Genomic DNA, 18,874 nt, shown 5'->3' with positions numbered 1-18,874 from the left:
ATATCCAAAATAGGTCGACTGCTAAAGTCCTGTCAATGGCGCGTGCAGAGGTGGTCCGGTCCTACCGTGGAATCAGCGCGGCGACTCGACGTGACGAACGCCGCGACAAACTCCTCGCCGCAGGTCGCCAGATCTGGGGCGAGGCCGGCCCGAGCGAAGTCACCGTGCGCCGCGTGTGCGCCGCGTCGGGGTTGACCCCGCGCTACTTCTACGAACAATTCGCCACCCGAGACGCACTGGTCCTCGCCGTCGCCGAGCAGGTGCAGCAGGAGCTGTTCACCACCCTCGTCGACGCGAGCCAGGCCGAGCCGGGCACCTTGAAACGCAAACTCCTGCGGGCACTGACGACCTACCTCGACACGATCGCCGACGACCCCAGCATCCACCGCATCATGACCAGCGATACCCACAGCGTGGCAGGGCTCGAAGAGTTGCGCTCCCGTGCCGTCGGGATCGTTACCGACCTCGTGATGCAGTACAGCGCGGAATTCCTCGACGCTCCCGCGAATCCGGAGATCCGGCGCCAGGAAGCACTTTTCGTCGTCGGCGGGATCAACCAGCTGGTGGCGACCTGGCTGGGCGACCCCCATCGGCCGACCACCGAAGTAGCCGCCCTCTGCACCGAACTCGCACTGGCCGTGGTGAACCGAGCACCCTGACAGTCGGTGCAGTCGAATCAGTAGTTCGACCGCACCGCACGGTCGGCAACGACGGTCGTTTCTGGCCGAGTGGGCGGCACGGGCGCCGGTGAATCACTCCCTTCCGTGCGGTACTGCCCGATCCCGGGCGCGCGTGGCGGGTGCGCTGGTCTACCGGTTGTGCCCGCCCACGCTGGTATCGAGCGCGCCGAGTTGGAGTTGGGTGGCGAGGGCCTGGAGCGCTGCGGGGTCGTGCGGTGGCACCCGTTCCATCGCGCTGAAAGCCAGGTGGTCGGCGATCAACATGGTGCGCACCTCGGCGTCGGTGAGCTCGCCGGTCAGGACACCTTCGGGCAGGGTCTGCACCATAGCGAAGGTGGTGTCGACGATCAGCGGCACCAGCGAAGTCGGCATCGACAGCGGGTCGCCCACAACGAGCGCCTCGGTCGCTGTGTTCGTCGCGTCGGCGAACTCCGGTGAGACGTCCAGCATTCGGTGGACCGCCACGTCGACACTTCGCCGCACCCGATCCAGCATCGTGGTCCAGCGCCTCGACGAGGACGCCGCAAGCAGCGCGGCGCCGACCTTGCGCCGAAAGGGCGGGGGCGCGTCGACGGTCCCGCACAGGAAAGCCGTCGTGGTGATGGTCATGTGCGCCATCGCCGCCCGCGCACCGAAACTCGGGGTGGCGGGACCGAGCCTGGCCAGGAGGGCGAAACCGCCCAGTGCCGGCACGAGGAGCTGGAGCATGACCTTCCGCTTCAGTTCCTCGCGGTCGGCGACGCCGTAGATCTGCAGCTCGTTGTCGCGCAGGTCGTTGGCGGACTGAGCGATGATAGCGAGACAGCCGGCCATTTCGCGCAGATCCGCCTCGGGCACAACGGCTTCGGAGGCGAGTTCACACGCGTAATAGGTGACCCGGCCGAGCACACCTTCGCTGTAGGCGACCCGCGACAGTGGCGAGTCGATGTTGCGGGCCATCACCACCGCGACATCGATGACCACCGCGCCGACACGCTTGCGCCCGGCCGGCGACAGCGCTCCGAGCAGAGCTCGGATGTCGCCGATACGTTCGGCCAGGAGCCGGTCGACCGCTTCGCTGTCGCGGGCTTCGGTGCTGACCGAAGGCAATGCAGCAGGCTTGGTGTCGGTGTTGCCGGTGAGGTAGTCCGCAGCGTCCAGAACGGACCAGCTCGCGATCGCGCGATCGCTGAGATCTTCGAAGGCGTCCAGAACTCGGCAGGCCAGCAGGGCGGCGGTGGCCTCTGCCTGCAGATGGGTGGGCAAGAAGCTCACCGCGATACCCAGGTTACGACCGGCTGGGATCAGTGCCAGCCGGGCCAGCTCCTCCGGTGAGGAGGCGGCCCGTAACGCGGCCAGGTCCGGTGCGCGGCGCAGGTGTCGAAATCCATGGGCGAGTGATCCGATTCTGGTCTGCCTCATCGGGTGATCACTTCCTGTAGCAGTGCATGGAGGTCGTCGCGGGCAGGCGATGGCGGGAAGATGTCCAGTGCGCCGCTCGCCTTCTGTGTGGCGTCGAGGGCAACCGCCCGCGCGGCGTCGGTGGCCCCGCTGTCGATCAGGTCGCTCTGCAGGATCGTGCTCGGGGTGTCCGCGGACAGCCACATCTCCCGCGCACCGGCGCGCATGTCGAGCCATTCGATCACCGGCCAGGTCGGAACCCGTCGTTCCAGGTCACCCCCTGCGTCCTTGCCCAGCTCGGGACCGCCCTCGACGTCGCGGACGTCGTCCATGATCTGGAACGCGAGTGCGAGCTCGTCGGCGTATGTCATCAGCGCTCGCAGGCGATCGTGATCGGCACCGCCCGCGGTGCCGCCGTAGGAGCACGACAATCGGAACAAGGTGCCGGTCTTGGCGCCCGCGACGAGTCGGTAATGACGGCGCAGCGCGGTGGCATCGACCGCGGGCGGCAGCATCTCGATGAGCTGACCGAAGGACAGATCCGACAGCCCGTCGGAATACGTCACACCGGGCGCCTCCCCCAGGCAAGCAGACATTCCCGGGTTGTCGGCAAGCACCTCGGCGATCACCTGCACTGCGGCACCTGCCATGTGGAACCCCGCTCGGGCCGCGATGCGCACGCCGAATGCGGCGGGTACCGACGTCGCGCCGCGGCGTAGCAACGAGCCGTCACAGATATCGTCGTGCACCAGCGAGGACTCGTGCAGCATCTCCATCGCGCAGGCCAGATCGAGGGCGGCGCGACTGGGTTCGGACCCGACGGGCGCAAGCAGGCCTGCACTCGCGAGAACCAGACGTGCGCGCACACGCTTGCCAGGAGCGGCGAGGACGTGCCTGCCGATGTAGTCGAAATCCCCACCGCTGATGAGGATTTCGTATAGGCGCGCGTTGACCAGCGTGAGAAGTTCGTGCTGAGTCCCACTCGGATGTCTGAGCATCAGCGCGACCGGTTCGCCCTGGTGCTGCGGGTTACCTGCCGGACGAGCGTCGTTACGGCGGACTTCGGGTAGCGCGGGATTGTCCATAACGCTGAATTCCTTTGGTGCGGCCATATGGCGGTGAGATCCCCTGATGGTTCACGGGGGCTGACACGATTCAGACGGAGCCGTCCTGCCACAGCTACTGTTCTGCCGCAACGACAGACAGATAGGTAGCGTCGTGGCACGTAGGCATACGGTGAGCTGGTATTGCGCTGAAACAGTGAGGTTCGGACGTCACGATCCGTGGACGGTCACCTCGACGGGACCGGGACGATGTGGGTACGGTCGGCAAACACCTGCACTCGGACCGTTCACGAAAACGCCATTGTCCGGCGATCGGTCGTCGAAGGGAGCGACGTCGCTCTGCCGGCAATTCTACGGCGTGGATCACGTTGCTGCACAGGAGATTCGGCGCTTCGTGAGACTCCACGGCCCCGATCTCCGATATTGTGGGTTCCCGCCCAGTTTCCCGGCCATGACCGAACCGAGTCCTCGTTCCAGAGGGCACCCTCGACGTCCCACACCCACGCGGACCCTTGGATGCTGACGCGAATAGCGTTGTGCCACAGTGACTTATCCGGTCCGGGTCGCACCGGCCGCGGTCAGAGGTCAACGGCGAGGATGCGCGGGACGGTGCCGACGATTCAGCACGCTCCCCGCGCGAGTCGGCTTCCCTGGGTTTCGCCGCCGTCGGTCGATCGAGTCACCGAGATCATCGAGGTGTCGCACCACTGCGGGTAGCTCAGTCACCGACATGGACGTGTGCGGCCCACCTGGTCGGCACGGCCGGATAGGCGTTGCGCATGGTGCGCAACGCCTCGGTGAGCGCGGTGGCCGCCTCGGCCGTGTCGGGCGCCCGGGTGCCGTGCGCGGTGAGCGCCGCGTAGACCGCCTCGGCGGTCTGGGAGCTGTCCGCGGTGTGCCACAGCGTGCCGATGACACCGCGGAAGCCCGCGAGATGGAAGGCCGACGCCAAGTTCAGCGGCTCGTCGAGCAGAGCCGGGTCCGGGCTCGCGGTGTCGCAGGCGGACAGGAACGCCAGCTGTGCCCGCGTGGTGCGCAGGTCGTGCACGAACGAGGGCACGAACATCCCGTCGCTGAGCACCAGTCCCCCCTGGTCGGGATGCTTTGCCGAGCTGACCGCCCGGCCGTGGCAGGCGAAATGGGCGATCGCGTGCTCGTGCAGCCCCTGCTTGATGGCATCGAAGTCGGCGGCGGCGTCGATGAGCACAGTAGAGCCGGGCACCAGTCCCGCCACCGCCTCAGCCTCGGCACGGGCGCTCGGCAGCACCGAGACGCCGTTACGCTCGCCGACACCGACGATGAGCGCGGTGTGACGGGCATGGCGCGGCCGGGGTGTGCTCAACGTGTCGGCGAGCGCGGTCAGCGACGGTGTGTACGAGGAGACCGCCCGGTCGAACACAGTCTGCCCCGCGTGATCGCGATGTCTGCCCGCCGCGTGCAAGGGCAACTGGGCCATGATTCCGATCGGGCACCACCACAGCCGCGGCGTCGTGACCTTCTCCAGCACCGGCCGGGCCGTGGTGGTCCACAGCCATTCCAGCACCGCGTGCACCTCCAGCTGGGCCTGCTCACGCCGGTCGAACGAGCACGCCGGGTCCTTCACATCGGCCAGTGCTGCTCGCAACCGCCGGACCTGGGCGCGGGCGGTGGTCTCGGTGATCTGCGGCAGCGACACAGCCTCGACGGGCTCCCGACAGTCGGCGGGAACCACGAGCGCGCTGCCCTGAGCGCTGACGATCACCACGGTGTGCCCGGCCGTGCGCGTGCGCAGGACTTCGAGATTCGGCGGCACCAGCAGATCCTCGAACCCCGGCAACGTGCGCGCTCGCGCGAGCAGCCGGTCCCGCCGCATCGAGAGCTGCCGGATCTGCTCGACGGCCTGTGGTCGCGGGTCCCAGTCCCGGGAGGAGATCCGGCCGTTGAACTCCACTTCGATGTGAAACGTCAGGTCGGCGTATCCGTCGGCCTCAGCCAGCTCGCGCTCGACCTCGCTGAGCTCCTCGGCCAGCGACGGTTGCGTCTCGCCGAGTCGTGCCCAGCCGCGGCGGATACCCCACGCGTCGCCGAACAGCACGCCGCGGCACCGTTCGACCAGTTCCAGAGCTCGGTCGAGCTGGCCCGACCGCACACCGGCATCCACCACCCGGTCGGCGAGGCCGTGCAGCTGCCGCGCCGCCTCCACCCTGCGGACCCAGGACAACGCTCGGCTGACCGTGGCGGGGATGGCGGTGATCACCCGTTCCTGCGCGTCCAGCCATGTTGCCGGGTTCGCCTCGGCGAACATCGCGGCCTGGGCCTGTTCGCAGATCATCCGATGCTGCGTGCTGGTGGCCGGGTGGCTGGAAACTGACCGGTAATAGGTGATCGCGAGCTCGCGCAACCGGTCGGCTCCCGACCCGCCGAAGGCGGCGAGCGCACGGGCCGAGCGCGCGAGCGCGAACGCACGCAACGGCCACCAATGGTGGTCTCCAGGGGTCTGACCGACGGCTTTCTCCGCGAGCGCGAGCGAGTCCTCCAGCGCGCCGAGATCACCGCACTGCCGGTACCGGTGATACAACACGTCGGCGATGGTGCTCTCGATGCGCGGCACGTCGGGGTGATCGGGACCCACGAGCGCGAGCGCGGCCCGGTAGGCGCGTTCGGCCTCGTGAAACGGTTCCGCATGCGTGACATCGGTGCTGACCGCCCGGGCCTGCACGGCACCGGCATAGTTGTAGAGCATGCCGACCCGGCGCACATCGTCTGTCGCCATGGTGGACACCGCCGATGCCGCCGCGTCGACCGCTGTGGTGAACATGGCGTGATCACCGGCCTCGGCCACCTCCTCGGCCGCCCTGGACAGGGACGACCAGCGCAGCGGGAGGTTCGGGTCATCGGGTGGGGTCAGCGCGAGGGCCTGCTCCGCGACGGTGACAGCCTCGCGGCCCGCCGCGGGGCTGGAGCCGACTCGGCATTGCGTGATCAGCGCGGACGCGAGTGCGGAGAGCCGGAGTGCGCGCTGGTCATCGTCGGCGGCCGGTAAGTTCAGCGCGGCGCGGGCGGCGTCGACCGCCAGCTTCGCTTCGTCGCGAGAGCCGGTCGCCATCGCGACGGTGCTCGCGCAGTGGGCGAGTGCTTTCAGCAGCTGCGCCCGCAGCGCGTGGCTCGGTGTGGTGGCGAGCAGCGCTTCGGTCACCGCGTCGTAGGCGAGGGTGATCGCCTCGGTGTCGCCGCCGATATCCCAGAGGTCGTTGTGCGCGTAGTAGAGATCCAGCAGCGCGGCAGGCCGCTCAGCGTGGTCCAGCGGCAGTCCGACGGCCAGCACCCACGCCTGGTCACGTCGTCGCACCAGCACATCGCCGGTGACCGGCTGCCGCCGCAGGCTCGCGACCAGGTCGTACTGCGCCTGCAGAGCGCGCGGATCGCGATGGCAGGTCATCAGGAATCGCGCGATATCGGAACCGATCTCCCTGCTCGCCTCTTGCTCGAGCTGCGCGAGTGCGGGCACCCGCGCTGTGTCGCCGTAGTCGCGCTTCAACGCGTCGGCGAGATCACGACATGCGACCAGCGCACCGGCCAGGTGGATGGGCGCTGCACCGTCGGTGTAGAGATCGAACTCGTACTGGGCGAGCTCGAGCACGACGTCGCGCCACACCGGGCGTTCCCGCAACGCCAGTTGGGCCGCGGCCCGGTAGTCGGCGACGATCTTGCCCGGCGACAGGCCCGCGTTGTCCTGCGCTCGGGCGCGATCGACCAGCCTGCGGGCGCGTTGCGGATCGTCGCGAGGTGTGTGCGCGATCGTCCAGTTCAGCCCGTTGACGACGGTCTCGCGGTAGGTGTCGGAACCGTCGTGCTCGTCGAGCAGGAGCAGCAATGTGGCGTGATCGGCGGTGAGCGCGGCTTTCATCCGCTCGTCGTCCAGTGCGTTCATCACCGTCGTACAGGCGTTCGCGAACAGCACCAGCGAGTCACGGTCCTGGTAGACCTGGAACTGCTCGCGTGCCTGGTTCAACGCCCGGTATTGCGGCATGGCGACGACGCTCGCGACCGCGAGATCACCTGATGTGCCCGCGATGGCGGCCGCGATCTCCCGGTCGACCAGCCCGGCGAACCCGCTCTGCGCCTGGAACCGGTGCCAGTGCGCTCGGGCCAGGTGCGGCAACAGATTCGCGGGGCACTGCTGCGGTGGCGGCAGGCCCGCGGCCAGCAGTGCACCGATGTCACCGGTGTCGGCGAAGTTCTCGACCACCAACCGAATGTCGTCGTACACGCGCGGCCCCCGATCCCGTTCGGTCCACGGTAGCGTGATCCGAATCACCAAGCAGGAGGTTCGAATTCGGCATGACATCAACGAGCGGTCCGCGAGTCGAGGTTCTCTGCGAGCAGGCCGGAGCGGCGCTGGCCGAACGCGCTTCCCGCTACGGTGTCGCGGACGTACTGGCCAGAATCGTCACGGCGGCACAGCAGGGCGAGGTGTCCGAAGCTGACCTCGACCTGCTCGACAGTGCCTTCGCCCAACACGGCATCGACAACCTGACGCGGGCGCACCGCGGCTTCGAGCCGTGGAAGGGACCGCGCGACATCGTCGTCACGGCATGGGTGTGCCCGACGAGTGCGTGCACCAGGGCGAGGATCGACGAAGGTGCGCGGTGCGAGCTCACCGGGCAACCGTTGCGCAGGATCGAGCTGTGAACGCGTTCCTCACCGAGCTCGGCAAGAACCTTGCTACCCGCTGGGCTGCCGCGCTCGCGCTGCCCGCCGCGGTGTTCGTGGCCGTGGTGGTCGTGGCGGTCGCGCTCGGACCCTCGCACGCACTCGACTTCAAGCTGTTGTGGACCCGGGTGACGACGGTGTCGACCGGTCCCGCGCTGGTGTGGGCCGCTGCGGCGTTCCTCGCCGCGACCGCGATGGTGGGGTTGGCGGTTACCGCGCTCGGCGGCACCGTGATCGCCGCGTGGGCAGCCACCGGCACCGGTGCAGGCAGACCGTTCGTCGCGCTGCGCCACCGCCGTTGGCGGCGTGCGACGGCCAAGGCGGACGCCGCGGTCAAGGCGGTGCTGGCCGACCGATCGGACCGCCGGGCCAAGAGCACTGCGCAGCGAGCTGTGCTGCGGCGCAACGCGATCGCCGAGATCGAACCGGCATGCCCCACGTGGGCAGGCGACCGACTGCGGAGCGTGGACGAGCGCGTCAGCCGCGGCACAGGACTCGACCTGACCACGACGTGGCCGCGATTGTGGCTGGTGCTGCCCGACGCGGCGCGCACCGAGGTGACGACGGTCCAGGAACGGTGTGGCTCCGCCGCCCGCACCCCGGTGTGGGGCTTGGCCTATCTGGCAGTCGGTGTGTACTGGTGGCCGGCGCTCGTGCCGGGAGTGTGGGCATTGCTGGTGTCGCGCCGTCGGATCCGCCGTGCGGTGGGGGTCTACGCGGACCTCGTGGAAGCCTCGATCGACCTGTACGCCCGAGATGTCGCCAACCAGCTCGGGTTCGAACTGACGGGCAGGTTGACACCGGCGATCGGCGAGCAACTGACCGAGGTGCTGCGGAAACAGCCCGGGTAGCTGTGTGGCCATTTCTCGCGCGATCCGACCGGCCGGCGTCAGCCGTCGGAGCGCGGACCGGCCGTAGCGGCCAGAGCCGTGGCGAGGTCCCGGTGGATCGAAATCCACTCGGTCATCCCGGCGAGGTCGATCACGCGCGCGATGCTCGTAGGGGCCAGCCCGCCGGCGAGATGCATCCCGATGCCGCGGCGGTCCAGCTGCTGCGCCAGGTCGGCGACGACCATGATGGCACGGACCGACAGGAACGTGATCTCGGCCAGATCGACGACGAGATGACCACCACCGGCGGACGCGGGGACAGCCGACTCGAGCAGGCCCCGCCAGCGCGGGAGGGTGTAGGCGTCGATCTCCCCACGAGCATGCAGCACGATGACCTGTCCTGCGGATTCCGCGACGGCACCCAAGCGGCGGCAGAGATCGGCAGCCGGGTCGCCGGCTGCGGGCGAGCGGGTTTCGTCGGGACGATTGTTCAACGGACTCAATTCTTCAGCACCGGAGAGCAGTGCGCTGCCAACTGTCCTGTGTGCTCAAGATCGGGCCGGCAATCCTATTCCAGCACGCGGCCAGGCAACAGCCTTGCCCCGTCGCTGCCCTGGCGCCCAGTTGTTCGCTATCGGTCCTGATTCGCAGTAACCGGCCTTCGCATTTCGTCCCTGCGGACGGGCGCCGCAGGGACGACACGCGGTGCACCGAGGGCGAGACAACGGGTGCGTCGCCTGTTGCCGAGCCGGTAAAATGGCGCCGGGAAACCATACGGGCGCGGTCGTCCGGCGCCCGCCTACACCGGCGTGCCCTTCATCGCGTGTCCACGGAGGGAGCGTCGTGCAGAGTCTGAATTTCGAGAGCGACGACCTCGCCGCGACCGAGGAGTTCCTCAACAACGCCTACACCCGGGTGCAGATCGGCAACCACGGCCCGCACCAGGTGCGTTCCAGGATTCGTCGCGAGGTGCTCGGTTCGATCAACTTCGACCAGCTCGAGATGGGTTTCGACATGGCCTACGATGCCGACCCGCTCGGCCGGGTCTGCCTGGTCACCGTGCACAGCGGTCGGATCGAGGAGAACTATCACGGTAGCGGTACCGACACCTTCACGCCCGGGCAGACCGGTCTGCTCACCCCCCACGACCTGCCCTACTCGGGGGTCATCCGAACCAGCCGCTACGACATCACCATGTTCGATCCTGCGATCCTGAACCGAATGGCCACCGCCGCGGGCGGAGACCGCGTGCGCGTAGACGGGCACCGACCTGTCACTGTGGCGGCCGGACAGCGGCTGCGGCGGGTGATCATCCACCTGCAGCAGATCGCCGCGGACCCCGATGCAGCGAGCAGCCCGCTCACCGTCACGACGGCCTCGGACTATCTCGCCGCGACTGTGCTGGCCACCATGCCGACGACCGCCGAGCACGAGCCCACCGCCACCGATCGTCACGATGCTCACCCGCACACCGTGCGCCGTGCCATCGCCTACCTGGAGTCGCATCTGAGTGACAAGATCGCGATCAGCGACGTCGCAGCGGCAACCTTTGTCACGCCGCGCGCCTTGCAGCTCGCCTTTCGCCGCCATCTGGACACAACACCGCTCGAGTACCTGCAGCGACTGCGCCTTGCCGCGGCGCACGAGCAACTCGGCGCCGCGCTGCCCGGTGACGGTCAGACTGTCGCGACCATCGCCTACCGATGGGGCTTCCCCCATCCGGGCCGCTTCGCCACGGCCTACCGCCGACGCTACGGTCGGCCACCGAGCCAGACCCTGCGCGAATGAGCGCTGCCGTATCGCGGCGCGAACGCGGTCCGAGCCCACCGCGCCGGCGCGACCGAGGGGGTCAGGGCCGTCTCACGCCCGAGCGAACCGCATGTCCACCACCGTGCCTGCCGCCGATGTGCTGACCTCGAATTCACTGCTGAGAGCGCGCATGATGCCCATCCCGCGCCCACGTGACCGATCGATGTCCGGATCGGGGGTCGACCAGCGTCCCTCGTCGGTCACGACGGTATGGACGTGAGTCTCGGTGAGCGCCGCAGTGACGCGTACTGTGCCGCCGTCGCCACGGTGACCGTGCTCGACGGCGTTGGTACACGCCTCACCGACGGCGAGCACTATGTCGTACGCCTGGTTCGGGTCGACCGGTACCTCGGCCAGCCAGGCCTGTAGCGCGTGGCGCACTTCGGCCAACCGCGCGGCCTCTGCCGAGAAGTCGATCTCGAACGGTTTCACGGCGCTGTCCTGCCGAGACGGGTGCGTCGTCACCTGATGCCTCCCTCTCCATCTCGACGTCCAACGAATCCGCGAGAACACCCGCGCCATTGGCAGTACCCCTGCAGTATCCGGATATGCCACGTCCGGGCGTGACAAAACCCTCTCGCGGCAGCCCTGCGGATACGTCCGAGCCAGGGTACCCCGGTGCGGCGCAACGGTTTGCGGCCCGAGCGGATGGGGTAGGTTGCTCGAGCAAGAATCGCTCGCACATTCGCCGACCCGGCGAAGCTAGAGGCAAGAGGTAGAAAAGTGGCGAATCGCAACCGAGGAGACCTTCGGTGAGTGTAGAAGGCGGCTTCCGCGACCTCGACGTGCAGACACGAGCACAAGACGACTTCGAAATCCTCTCCGTGCGCGGTGAAGTCGACATGGCCTCGGCGCCCCAGTTGCAGGCGGCGCTGGAGAAGGCACAGCAGAGCGGCAAGACACTGGTCGTCGATATGACCCAGGTCGGCTTCCTCGGCTCGGCCGGGCTCAGCGCGTTGCTGGTCGTGTCCAAGGCAGCGCCCTACCAGCTGCGCGTGGTCGCCTCCCATGAGGTGGCTCGACCGATCGAATTGACCGGACTGGACAAGCTGCTCGCTGTCTACGCCACCCTGGAGGCGGCAATCGCCGCGGAGCCGAACGCGCACTAGGTCCGCAGTCGCGGCTCCCGCACTCGCGGGAGCCGCACGACCTGCACGAAGAACTCATCGATCTGCCTGATCGCAGCGATGAACTGGTCGAGATCCACCGGCTTGGTGACGTAGGCGTTCGCGTGCAGTTTGTAACTGCGCAGAATGTCTTCCTCGGCCGCCGATGTGGTGAGCACGACCACGGGGATGTGGGACAGCTCCGGGTCGGCCTTGATCTTCTCCAGCACCTGCCTGCCGTCGTACTTGGGCAGGTTCAGATCCAGCAGGATCAGATCCGGCCGTGGGGCGTCGACGTGCGCGCCGGTGCGATAGATGAAGTCCAGCGCTTCCTGACCGTCCCTGACCACGTGCAGCGTGTTGCCGATCTTGTTGTCCTCGAAGGCTTCCCGCGTCATCAGTTCGTCGCCGGGGTCGTCTTCGACGAGCAGGATGTCGACCGGCTGGGCGGGATCGGTCATGCGAATACCTCGTTCTCGATGGATGCGGCGGTGGTCGCGGGCGCTGCCGCCCGCAGGGTGAAGCACAGGCGGGTGCCGTCACGGTAGTCGGTGTCGAGCCAGATCCGGCCGCCGTGGAACTCCACGATCTTCTTGCACACGGCCAGTCCGATCCCGGTGCCGCCGTACGCATCTCGCGGGTGTAGACGCTGGAAGATGACGAAGACCTTCTCCGCGAATTCGGCCGCGACGCCGATTCCGTTGTCCGACACCGAGAACTCCCATTCCTCGGCGTCGTCGACGTTGGACGCGCACGCCACCCGGACCACAGGGGTCAGGCCGGGCGTGCGGAATTTGATCGCGTTGCCGATGAGGTTCTGCCACAGCATGATCAACAGGGTCGGTTCCCCGAGGAGCTCCGGCAACGCCGCCGGGCGCTCGATCACGGCCTCGGATTCCTCGATGGTCGCCGACAAGGCGGCCATCGCCTCGTCCAGGGTCTGATCCAGGCCCACCGGCTCGGTGCCCTCCGACATCCGGCCGACGCGGGAGAAGGTGAGCAGGTCGTTGATCAGCACCTGCATGCGCTTGGCGCCGTCGACGGCGAAGTCGATGTACTGCTTGCCGCGCTCGTCGAGCTGGTCGCCGTAGCGCTTCTCGAGCAACTGGCAGAACGAGGCCACCTTGCGCAGCGGCTCCTGCAGGTCATGGGAGGCGACGTAGGCGAACTGCTCCAACTCGGTGTTGGATCTGCGCAGTTCCTCGGCCTGGATGTCGAGATCCTGCTTCTGGCGCAGCAGTGCCGCTTCCTGGATGCGCGTGGAATCGAGCTCGGCGACGATGTGATGGCGCATGTTCTCCACCGCCTCGCAGACCAGCGCGATATCGGAAGGACCGACAGCCTCGATCTGCGCGTCGAACTCCCCCGCGGCTACCCGCCGCGACGACTCGGTGAGATAGCCCAACGGCCGTACCACCAGTCGCCGTACCAGCACGGTGAGCAGCACCCCGGTCAGCAGGAAGACCGCGACGATGCCCCACAGCACGATGTTGCGGGTGGTGCGTGCGCTTGCCAGCTCGGCGGAATCGCTGTCGACGACCGCGACGAGATGGTCGTTCTGCACCGCGAAGGTATCGCGCACGGCGTCGAAGAGCGCCTTTCGACGCACCGCTCCGGTGGCGGCGTCGAGACCGATGCCCGTGCGAGACGACACGGCCCCGGTCGCCGGATCGGTGAAGTCGGCCCGCCACTGCTGGGCGGCGAGGTCGACAGCGGCGAGGTCGGCGAGCAATCCGGGGTGGCCGACGAGCAGCTCCCGTAAGCGGTCCGCGGCGCGTGTCTGCTCCTGGCGCCCTCGGTCGTAGGGCTCGAGGAACTGCGGGTCCCCGGTGATGGCGTAGCCGCGGATGCCGGTCTCCTGATTCAGCAGCGCACCCTGCAGCCGATGGGCTTCGGTGGACGCGGGCAGAGTTTCGGCGAGCAGACGATCGGTGACCCGGCTGGTGTGCGCGATGACCTGCGCACCCGCCGCCGCACCGACGACCACCACCAGGATCATCAGCGCGAACACGAGCTGAAACCAGCCCTGTGCCGTCAGCTGACGGATCGACCCCGACCGAGCTGGTGCACTACTCGTCACGTCATCCGCCTCGTCACATCACTCCACCGCAAATACAGGATGGCCACATCGTCATCCAAACCGCCTGCCGCCGAGGAAAGCTCCGCCACCTGCCCGATCAGCGCGTCGACGAAGGACTCGGGCTGCCCGACGGGCAGTGTCTGTGCCAGTGCGAACAATCCGTCCTCGCCGAGGCGGGTGCTGCCGTCGCCGACGCGCCCTTCGAACAGTCCATCGGTGAACAGCATCAGCCCCGCCTCATCCGCCAGCGCCACCTCGTGCGCGGGCCACTGCGCGTAGCCCGGCACGAAACCCAGGGCCGGTCCGCCCGGCACCTCCACCCAGCTCAGTCCGGCACGGGTGCACGACAGCATGCCGGGGTGACCCGCGCGGCGTACCGACACCTGCCGGGTCGCCGGGTCGAGTACCAAGCTGGTAGCGGTGGCGAAGGTTTGCTGGTCGGCGCGTTCGGCGAGCAGCACTTCCTCGAGCAGGCTCAGTTGCCTGGCACCGGTGACACCGCTGAGCACCAGCGTGCGCCACGCCAGCCGCAATGCGACCCCGGTCGCCGCGGCGTCGGGACCGTGGCCGGAGACATCACCGATGATGGCGTGCACGATGCCGGTCGGGTCCTGGACCACGTCGTAGAAGTCGCCGCCGAGCAGTGAGTGGTCGCGGCCGGGCCGATACCGCGACACCACCTCCACTGCGGGGTCGGCACCCAACAGCGGGGTCGGCAACAGTCCGCGTTCGAGTCGGGAGTTCTCCTGTGCCCGCATCTGACTGGCCTGCAGGGCCGCGCTGGTGAGTTCGGCCTGCTTGCGCTGGATCGCGTAACGCACTGCGCGCCCGAACAATTCCGGGTCCACCCGGCCCTTGACCAGGTAGTCCTGCGCGCCGGAGGCCAACGCGAACAGCCCGGTGCGCTCTTGGTCGAGCCCGGTCATCACCACGACGGGGACCTGATCGTTGCGGTCGCGGATCCCGGCCAGCGCCTCTAGTCCGTGCGCATCGGGCAGATGCAGATCGAGCAGCACGCAATCGGGGACGTCGGCGCGTAGGCGCTCGCCGGCCTCGGTCAGGGTGCGTACCCAATCCAGGTGCGGGCGCGGAGACAGATCGGCGACCATCTCTTCCACCAGCAAGGCGTCGCCGGGGTCGTCCTCGACCAGCAGTATGCGGAGTTGACGTTGCGATCTGGGCCCGGCCGCGATGAGATCGGCGTTCAACGCGTCACTGCGCACCACGACCACCGCCGGCGCAGCCGAGAGTCGCCTGCTCGCGCCACATCAGACCTCCCCCTCCCCACCTGGACAGCACAAAACCCAGGGTGTGCACGAAAGCCTCCGATCACAAGCGCCCACGACGCGAACTGACTCCGCCGGCCGGTTGCTGGACCGAAAGGTAGTACCGGGGATGCTATCCGATTGCGCCGACACCCATGCCCACGCAGGATTTCGGCGTGGGCATGGGCACCTTCGCCTATCGCACTACGTGCCCGGACTTGCGTGTCCGCGAGGTCGACCATCCTATCGAAGGCCACTCCGCCCCCGAGCTCATCGCCGGCTACCTCCACGGATCCGAAGGATTCGAGAGCGAATCGCCCGGCGTACTGCGCTACCCGCATACTGCGCGCGAGCCGCTGAGGCTTGCCCGCCACGTCCGACTTGCACAACACCGGCCGCCGACGGGCCTCGTTGTCACATATGTGGTGGCTGGAGGTGGTCCTTCGCGAACACCGCCGTCACGTAATCGACGAGGTGAAGACGGAGGGCGGAAGGCCAGTCTGCCGAGAGATCGTCGAGGTCCACACCGAGTGCCTTTTCGACTTCCTTCAACACGAAGGGAAGCGGGATGCTCTCGCGCGAACAAACCTGTACCGCGTACTCCAATTGATCCACGACATCGTGGAGATGAGCGGTCTCGCTGTCATAAGATTCAGCGCCATGAGCCGCAAAGCGGTATTCAAGATTTCGTGAAACCCGATCGCCGCCTGCGTCATCGCGCGATAGCGGGGTACCACTGATGTTCTCGTCCATCGATCCCCCTGTCGAAGTAGTTCCCCGTCAATGGTCGACCGTACCCGAATATTCGCAGAAAATGGAGGGCCAAACCGGACATCTTATAGCTAATTAGTAGCTAACATAAGTGGGTTTGTGAGCCGTACCAAAGAGCATGTGATCTGCGCGAGATCGGCAGCCGGGCGCGAGGGCGGCCGTCTATCCGCGTGGTGCAGGGCGCTTCGGGCGGCCGTCACGACGCTTCCCACCTCGGCAAACGCCCAGTCTCGTCCCGGATACAGCACTGCCGACAGGAACGTCGGCGAGATGCCGAGGCCGCGAGGTCAGCCCAGGTGAACCAGTGAGCCGATACGGCGCAGATATCCCGACCGGCCGACCGGAACCGTGTTGCGCTCGGCTTCGAGGAAGGCTGGCATCATTATCGCGGCCAGTTCTACAGCGTCCTTACGGTCGTGGCCGCTGTCGCAGTGTCGAAGCATTCCCCTGGAAACTCCGCAGCTTCGCAGTGTTGGTGTTGAGAATTTTCTGTCAAACACCGGAAAGCACCGGAATACTACGCCTGAACGGCCGGTCCGGGCGGTCGAAAATTCTTCGTCCCCTGCCGCCGATGACCATACTGTCGACACTGCATCCAACTGTGAATTGACCTGCGGCACAGAACAACCCGATTACTCCGTCTCGAATATTCATACTGCGATACCCGCGCCCGGCAAATAGCTGGCTCGACATTTGACTACGGATGCGACAGGAATCTCTTACACATGTCATCCATGAACCCGGCACCGGTCCACATGCAGTGCTGACGCACAGGGCTCGGCGGTTACACCTCTGCCCTCACGACGGATCATGTTCACGACCGGATTCGATTCACAGCTCACGCGAATCCTGATTTCATAGGAGCTCTCGCAATAGATGAATCAGGTTGCCCCTGACGACACACCGCCCCGCACAGGTGCGGACCACAGAGGCGTCCGGTCGCGGTCGATCAGGCTTCTCTCCCGGCCCGACGCGGGCACCGTGGCATCGACACGGGCGGCGTCTACTCGTTCGCACCGCTGCGAACGACCCTTCGCCTCGATCTGCGCGAATCTCTGGCCGCCCTCCGAACCAGCACCAACCATGAAGGCGGAGATTCGTTGTCGCGACCCATCAACCCTAGGACGCCGCCATGACCGTCACAGACGAATACCTCAGCAACAACGCCACGTACGCAGCGCAGTTCAGCGGCCCGCTCCCGCTGCCGCCCACCAAGCACGTCGCGGTGGTGGCGTGCATGGACGCCCGCCTCGATGTCTACCGCATCCTGGGCCTGCACGACGGTGAAGCGCACGTCATCCGCAACGCGGGCGGCGTGGTCACCGACGACGAGATCCGCTCGCTGGCCATCAGCCAGCGACTGCTCGGCACCACGGAGATCATCCTGATCCACCACACCGACTGCGGCATGCTCACCTTCACCGACGACGATTTCAAACGGGCGATCCAGGACGAGATCGGCATCAAGCCCACCTGGTCCGCCGAGGCCTTCGGCGATCTCGACGAGGACATCCGCAACTCGCTGCGCCGCATCGAACGCAGCCCCTTCATCACGCGCACCACCTCTCTGCGCGGATTCGTCTTCGACGTCGCGACCGGAAAACTGAACGAAGTACTCGACTGATCATCGGTGTGACTGCCCGAGTGGCCGAGATCAGATCCGCTGCTCGGGCTCCGATACAAGGCCCCAGATGAGCGAGCCCTCCCCCGCCGACGCGCGTCGCGTCGCGATCGTGACCGGCGCCGCGTCCGGGATCGGCCGCGCCACTGTCGAGTTGTTCGCCGAACGCGGGCACGACGTGGTCGCGGTGGATCTCTCCGAGCACGGCCTGACCGGATTCGGCGACGGCATCGTGACCCTGGCCGGCGACGTGTCCTCCGACGCGGTGAACCAGGCCGCGGTCGACGCCGCGCTGAGCCGTTTCGGCCGACTCGACACCATCGTCCTCAATGCCGGTACCGGCGGCACCCCGCCGCTCGAGGCCGCCGATGCGGTGCGCACAGCCGACCGCATCCTCGGCGTGAACCTGCTCGGGCCGATTCGCGGGCTGCGAGCGGCGATTCCGGCATTGCGTCGGTCCGGGGGCTGCGCGGTGTTGACCGCATCGGTGGCCGGTTTGCGTGGCGATGCGGGAAACTGGGCCTACAACGCGTCCAAAGGCGCGTTGATCAACCTGGTCCGCGCGGTCGCGATCGACTATGCCGCGCAGGGGATTCGGATCAACGCCATCGCACCAGGGCTCACCCGCACCGGCATCACCGCCGGCGTACACCAGGACCTCGCACTGCTCGCCGCGATCGAACGCCGGATCCCACTCGGACGGTTCGCGGAACCACGTGAACAGGCGGAGGCGATCTGGTTCCTCGCCTCGCCCGCCGCCGGCTACATCACCGGCACCACCCTCGTCGTCGACGGTGGCCTCGACGCCAACCTGGGCATTGTGCCGCTGCCCGGCCAGTTCTGAACCAGCAGCGCCCATCCGAAGTTCTGTCGACTGCTGCGATTCACCCTGTGGGACGCGCCATTCCAGCAGGCGACAACCACATGGGCCGCTGACCAGCGGAATAGTCGCGTTCGGGATCGCCGATCGCGGTTGCTCGATAGGGTCGGCGCAACGATCGAGCTGGAAGGTGAACGTGGGAATCAAACAGCGGGCCACGGTGCAGATGAGCGCGGACGAGATCGCGCAGTTCCTCGACCGCAGCAGGGTGCTCACCTTGGCCACCCTCGATGCCGAGGGGAAACCGCATCTGACAGCGATGTGGTTCGGGCACCTCGACGGCAAGATCTACTTCGAGACCAAGGCGAAGTCGCAGAAGGCCGCCAACCTGCGCCGTAACCCGACCCTCACCTGTATGGCCGAGGCGGGAGACACCTACGACCAATTGCGCGGCGTGTCGATCGAAGGAACAGCGCATCTGATCGAGGACCCCGCCGATGAGGAGTACTGGAACGCCGGAATCGACGTCTTCCGCCGCTACGTCGGTCCCTACACCGAGCAGGCTCGTCCGCTGGTCGAGTCCATGATGCACAAACGCATCGTCGTTCGGGTCGAGCCGACGCGGATCCGCTCGTGGGACCATCGCAAACTCGGTCTGCCCGCCATGCCGCTCGGCGGCAGCACAGCCGGCGTTCAACCCTGATCTGAGCCCTTCGGACGAGCACAATGAAGGGGTCCACTCTCGACCGCATCCTG

At 67.2% G+C, this 18,874-nt stretch carries 17 protein-coding genes; 8 read left to right on the top strand and 9 right to left on the bottom strand.

Going from position 1 to position 18,874, the window contains the following annotated elements:
* Window positions 1-35 precede the first annotated feature (35 nt).
* Window positions 36-659 (top strand): TetR/AcrR family transcriptional regulator, encoded by a 624-nt coding sequence (locus ACWFRF_RS20145; protein WP_379313990.1) that lies wholly within the window; start codon window positions 36-38, stop codon window positions 657-659.
* Between the two features lie 150 nt (window positions 660-809).
* Here ACWFRF_RS20145 and ACWFRF_RS20140 read toward each other — a convergent pair whose 3' ends face one another.
* From ACWFRF_RS20140 to ACWFRF_RS20130, 3 genes are all read right to left on the bottom strand, one after another.
* On the bottom strand, window positions 810-2,081 hold the full coding sequence (locus ACWFRF_RS20140; protein ID WP_452451520.1) for a hypothetical protein: 1,272 nt from the start codon (window positions 2,079-2,081) through the stop codon (window positions 810-812).
* A complete protein-coding gene (locus tag ACWFRF_RS20135) occupies window positions 2,078-3,145 on the bottom strand; it encodes a polyprenyl synthetase family protein (RefSeq protein WP_452451519.1) in 1,068 nt (355 codons plus the stop codon). Before ACWFRF_RS20135 ends, ACWFRF_RS20140 begins: the two co-directional genes overlap by 4 nt.
* A 697-nt stretch (window positions 3,146-3,842) precedes the next feature.
* Window positions 3,843-7,373 (bottom strand): CHAT domain-containing protein, encoded by a 3,531-nt coding sequence (locus ACWFRF_RS20130; RefSeq protein ID WP_452451517.1) that lies wholly within the window; start codon window positions 7,371-7,373, stop codon window positions 3,843-3,845.
* Between the two features lie 71 nt (window positions 7,374-7,444).
* Here ACWFRF_RS20130 and ACWFRF_RS20125 point away from each other — a divergent pair, with 71 nt between their 5' ends.
* Window positions 7,445-7,795 carry a hypothetical protein gene (locus tag ACWFRF_RS20125; RefSeq protein WP_379313845.1) on the top strand — a complete coding sequence of 117 codons (351 nt, stop codon included), beginning with the start codon at window positions 7,445-7,447 and terminating at the stop codon, window positions 7,793-7,795.
* The gene (locus ACWFRF_RS20120; RefSeq protein ID WP_452451515.1) at window positions 7,792-8,667 is read left to right on the top strand and encodes a hypothetical protein; all 876 of its coding nucleotides are present in this window, start codon (window positions 7,792-7,794) and stop codon (window positions 8,665-8,667) included. The genes ACWFRF_RS20125 and ACWFRF_RS20120 overlap by 4 nt, the downstream gene beginning before the upstream one ends.
* Window positions 8,668-8,705: 38 nt before the next feature.
* Here ACWFRF_RS20120 and ACWFRF_RS20115 read toward each other — a convergent pair whose 3' ends face one another.
* The gene (locus tag ACWFRF_RS20115; RefSeq protein ID WP_452451513.1) at window positions 8,706-9,140 is read right to left on the bottom strand and encodes an STAS domain-containing protein; all 435 of its coding nucleotides are present in this window, start codon (window positions 9,138-9,140) and stop codon (window positions 8,706-8,708) included.
* A gap of 349 nt (window positions 9,141-9,489) precedes the next feature.
* Here ACWFRF_RS20115 and ACWFRF_RS20110 point away from each other — a divergent pair, with 349 nt between their 5' ends.
* On the top strand, window positions 9,490-10,434 hold the full coding sequence (locus tag ACWFRF_RS20110; RefSeq protein ID WP_379313848.1) for an AraC family transcriptional regulator: 945 nt from the start codon (window positions 9,490-9,492) through the stop codon (window positions 10,432-10,434).
* A 72-nt stretch (window positions 10,435-10,506) separates the two neighbouring features.
* Here ACWFRF_RS20110 and ACWFRF_RS20105 read toward each other — a convergent pair whose 3' ends face one another.
* Complete coding sequence (locus tag ACWFRF_RS20105) at window positions 10,507-10,887, bottom strand: ATP-binding protein (RefSeq protein WP_387445176.1); 381 nt, start codon at window positions 10,885-10,887, stop codon at window positions 10,507-10,509.
* Window positions 10,888-11,207: 320 nt separating this feature from the next.
* Between ACWFRF_RS20105 and ACWFRF_RS20100 the strand changes: the two genes are divergently transcribed.
* Window positions 11,208-11,564, top strand: coding sequence for an STAS domain-containing protein (locus ACWFRF_RS20100; protein ID WP_379313850.1), 357 nt, complete (start codon window positions 11,208-11,210; stop codon window positions 11,562-11,564).
* Here ACWFRF_RS20100 and ACWFRF_RS20095 read toward each other — a convergent pair.
* The 4 genes from ACWFRF_RS20095 to ACWFRF_RS20080 form a co-directional block, all read right to left on the bottom strand.
* Window positions 11,561-12,022, bottom strand: a complete 462-nt coding sequence (locus tag ACWFRF_RS20095; protein WP_449962803.1) for a response regulator — start codon at window positions 12,020-12,022, stop codon at window positions 11,561-11,563. The two genes, ACWFRF_RS20100 and ACWFRF_RS20095, sit on opposite strands and share 4 nt — an antisense overlap.
* Window positions 12,019-13,641: a sensor histidine kinase gene (locus ACWFRF_RS20090; protein WP_387444385.1), complete on the bottom strand. Its 1,623-nt coding sequence runs from the start codon at window positions 13,639-13,641 to the stop codon at window positions 12,019-12,021. The genes ACWFRF_RS20095 and ACWFRF_RS20090 overlap by 4 nt, the downstream gene beginning before the upstream one ends.
* Window positions 13,638-14,867 (bottom strand): PP2C family protein-serine/threonine phosphatase, encoded by a 1,230-nt coding sequence (locus tag ACWFRF_RS20085; RefSeq protein WP_452451510.1) that lies wholly within the window; start codon window positions 14,865-14,867, stop codon window positions 13,638-13,640. The genes ACWFRF_RS20090 and ACWFRF_RS20085 overlap by 4 nt, the downstream gene beginning before the upstream one ends.
* A 453-nt stretch (window positions 14,868-15,320) precedes the next feature.
* Complete coding sequence (locus ACWFRF_RS20080; protein WP_378995999.1) at window positions 15,321-15,659, bottom strand: hypothetical protein; 339 nt, start codon at window positions 15,657-15,659, stop codon at window positions 15,321-15,323.
* A gap of 1,150 nt (window positions 15,660-16,809) precedes the next feature.
* Here ACWFRF_RS20080 and ACWFRF_RS20075 point away from each other — a divergent pair.
* The 3 genes from ACWFRF_RS20075 to ACWFRF_RS20065 all read left to right on the top strand — a co-directional run bounded on the left by ACWFRF_RS20075 (window position 16,810) and on the right by ACWFRF_RS20065 (window position 18,821).
* Window positions 16,810-17,301, top strand: coding sequence for a beta-class carbonic anhydrase (locus ACWFRF_RS20075; protein ID WP_452451508.1), 492 nt, complete (start codon window positions 16,810-16,812; stop codon window positions 17,299-17,301).
* Window positions 17,302-17,368: 67 nt separating this feature from the next.
* A complete protein-coding gene (locus tag ACWFRF_RS20070) occupies window positions 17,369-18,142 on the top strand; it encodes an SDR family NAD(P)-dependent oxidoreductase (RefSeq protein WP_452451506.1) in 774 nt (257 codons plus the stop codon).
* A 172-nt stretch (window positions 18,143-18,314) separates the two neighbouring features.
* Window positions 18,315-18,821: a pyridoxamine 5'-phosphate oxidase family protein gene (locus tag ACWFRF_RS20065; protein WP_379314496.1), complete on the top strand. Its 507-nt coding sequence runs from the start codon at window positions 18,315-18,317 to the stop codon at window positions 18,819-18,821.
* Window positions 18,822-18,874 lie beyond the last annotated feature (53 nt).

Source organism: Nocardia sp. NPDC055165 (assembly GCF_053606985.1).
Note: the sequence above shows the minus strand (reverse complement) of the source record. Positions and strands in the feature narration are given on the sequence as shown.